The following is a 2,535-nucleotide window of genomic DNA, read 5'->3' on the forward strand; positions in this document are numbered from 1 at the left end:
TGACCGCTGACCGCTGACCGCTGACCGCTGACCGCTGACCGCTGACCGCTGACCGCTGACCGCTGACCGCTGACCGCTGACCGCTGACCGCTGACCGCTGACCGCTGACCGCTGACCGCTGACCGCTTACAAAAAATCTATCTTCTAATTCAAAGGGTCTTGTGCTGGTAATCCTACAGCACGGGGAAACTTAGCTACTGTTGGTGATAATACTTTCAAAAACAAACAATGACGAACACTATCACTCAAAGGCGTAGTAAATTTTTCAACTGATTCAATTCTTCCACCTAACTTTTTTACCGCTGGCTGTAAAGCTTCGGTTTCTTCATCTGTCCAATGACCACGATAGAGAATCGCCAAACCTCCCTGTTTCAGAAGTGGTAGAGCATATTCAGCACAAACAGAAGGGGCACTAACAGCACGAACTAGAGCAATATCGTAGGAGTGTCGATGCTGCTGCTTCTGTCCAATAGCTTCTGCTCTGCCAACTAAGGTTGTAACATTATTGATTTCCAACTGGGGGATTAAGGTTTGAAGAAAAGTAATTTTTTTGCGAGTGGAATCGAGTAAAGTAATAGCAGTATTAGGAAATGCGATCGCAACTGGTAATCCCGGAAATCCCGCCCCCGTTCCAATATCAATAATTCTCTGTCCTGGAGTTATAGACTGCCATATGGGAGCCAATCCTACCAAAGAATCCCACAGGTGCTTTTCCCAAAACTCCTCGGGAGCCGTAATCCGAGTTAAATTCAACTGGCGATTGCCTGACAAAATCCCTTCATATAGTTTCTGAAACAACTGTTGTTGTTCTGGAGCTGGCTGCCAATTTAGAGTTTCTTGCCAAACCTCTGTCATCTGTGGCAGCAATAAAACATTTTGGTCATTTGTCATTTTTTACTTTTAAAACTACTCAACACGTAAGCTTTCAGCTTTCAGTTATCAGCTTTCAGCTTTCAGCTTTCAGTTATCAGCTTATGGGTTAAGTCACAGCGTCGAAGCCTGTGCCACGCTACTTGAGGTGCTTTTGAATAAGCGATGCAGAGGTGCGACCCGTGGCGAATTTAATTCGACGACTGTAAACGCACCATTACGGTCTTGGGAGTTTCCCCCATGAGCGACTGCATCAAGACAACAGGTAAACATTCGTTTAATCTGAGTTACGTCTACTGACCGCTGACCGCTGACCGCTGACCGCTGACCGCTGACCGCTGACCGCTGACCGCTGACCGCTGACCGCTGACCGCTGATAGCTGTTGGCAACACTCATAACTCAGCACTAGCTAAATCAACAGCTTTTAATTCCCCTTGCTTAAGAGTCCAGCAGCGGTCAGCAATAGGCAGTAAATCCCTAGCATCGTGAGTCACCACTAGCAGTGTCCAGTGGGTTTTGAGTTTTGCCAGCAGATTAACTAACTGTCTTCGCATAGACCAGTCTAATCCAGCTGTTGGTTCATCCAACATCAGTATATGGGGTTGACGAATCAGTTGTACTGCCAGAGCAAGGCGTCGCTGCTGACCACCACTCATAGCATGGGGTGAAGTATGCAGGGGGAAATCAGCCAGTCCCACTTCCCCCAAAGCATCATAAACCCTCTGTGACCCCAACTCTGGATGTCCCATCCGCAATTCTTCCAGGATAGTCTTACCACAGAAATGCCGTTCTGGAAACTGAAACACTAATCCTGCCAGTTGGGGTAGGTGGTCGTTGGTGAGTTCAGTTTCTCCCCAAAAGATTTTTCCTGCCGTCGGCTGGGCTAATCCTGCCAAAATTTCCAATAATGTGCTTTTACCAGAACCACTAACACCAATCACTAGTCCTAATTCTTGTGGTGCTAGCTCTAGATTCAGACCCTTCAAGATCGGGGTGGAGCTAGCTGGTGGATGATAGGTTAAGTCTCTAAGATATAGCATTCCGTTCTGCCCACTCTTTCCCTTCTCCCAAAATTTTGGAGGTTTCAAAATTTCATAAACATTACTATCCTAACCACTCAGCTATCAGCTATCAGCTATCAGCTATCAGCTATCAGCTATCAGCTATCAGCTATCAGCTATCAGCTATCAGCTATCAGCTATCAGCTATTAGCTATCAGCTATTAGCCTTTGGCCTTTGGGGCACGCTACGGGAATGGCCACGCTACGGGAATGGCTGACGGCTGACTGCTGACTGCTGTTCGCGTAGCGTGCGCGTAGCGCATATGCTTACTTAGGGAGTAGCCAAAAAATAAAATACCAGATTTTAGCTTGTAGGGTGGGCAAAAACATTTTGGTTCAAATGAGTCTTATAGATAAGATAACTTTGCCCACCCTACTTTAATTGGTATTTTTTTTACATGCAAGTCCCTTACTATCTTATGCCCCAACTTCCGGTACCATGGAACCTGGCATCAAGTGCAACGTCAGTACTGAGGTTAGTAGCATATATTTTTAATATTGCCAGAATGACGATGAACCAACGGTTTCGAGCACCAAAACAGATAGTTAAAGCCTGCGTCAGCACAGCAGTTGTATTAATCGGTTTATGGGGAATGCCCACCT

4 protein-coding genes and 1 pseudogene are annotated in these 2,535 nt (G+C 46.4%); 1 reads left to right on the top strand and 4 read right to left on the bottom strand.

The window, feature by feature from the left end:
* The 4 genes and pseudogenes from F6K38_RS43780 to F6K38_RS39265 form a co-directional block, all read right to left on the bottom strand.
* Nucleotides 1-172 (bottom strand): annotated as a pseudogene (locus F6K38_RS43780) (hypothetical protein); the annotation flags it as partial.
* Complete coding sequence (rsmG, locus tag F6K38_RS39255; protein WP_008179760.1) at nucleotides 145-891, bottom strand: 16S rRNA (guanine(527)-N(7))-methyltransferase RsmG; 747 nt, start codon at nucleotides 889-891, stop codon at nucleotides 145-147. The pseudogene F6K38_RS43780 and the gene rsmG, both read right to left, overlap by 28 nt.
* A 93-nt stretch (nucleotides 892-984) precedes the next feature.
* Nucleotides 985-1,260, bottom strand: coding sequence for a hypothetical protein (locus tag F6K38_RS39260; RefSeq protein ID WP_131827056.1), 276 nt, complete (start codon nucleotides 1,258-1,260; stop codon nucleotides 985-987).
* A gap of 3 nt (nucleotides 1,261-1,263) precedes the next feature.
* Nucleotides 1,264-1,911 carry an ABC transporter ATP-binding protein gene (locus F6K38_RS39265; protein ID WP_008179764.1) on the bottom strand — a complete coding sequence of 216 codons (648 nt, stop codon included), beginning with the start codon at nucleotides 1,909-1,911 and terminating at the stop codon, nucleotides 1,264-1,266.
* A gap of 35 nt (nucleotides 1,912-1,946) precedes the next feature.
* Here F6K38_RS39265 and F6K38_RS39270 point away from each other — a divergent pair, with 35 nt between their 5' ends.
* Complete coding sequence (locus tag F6K38_RS39270) at nucleotides 1,947-2,150, top strand: hypothetical protein (RefSeq protein ID WP_008179766.1); 204 nt, start codon at nucleotides 1,947-1,949, stop codon at nucleotides 2,148-2,150.
* Nucleotides 2,151-2,535 lie beyond the last annotated feature (385 nt).

Source organism: Moorena sp. SIO3B2, from assembly GCF_010692525.1.
GTDB lineage: Bacteria > Cyanobacteriota > Cyanobacteriia > Cyanobacteriales > Coleofasciculaceae > Moorena > Moorena producens.

Coding starts and splice junctions, on each gene's coding strand:
- rsmG (WP_008179760.1), bottom strand. CDS start 891: ATGACAAATGACCAAAATGTTTTATTGCTGCCACAGATGACAGAGGTT.
- F6K38_RS39265 (WP_008179764.1), bottom strand. CDS start 1,911: ATGCTATATCTTAGAGACTTAACCTATCATCCACCAGCTAGCTCCACC.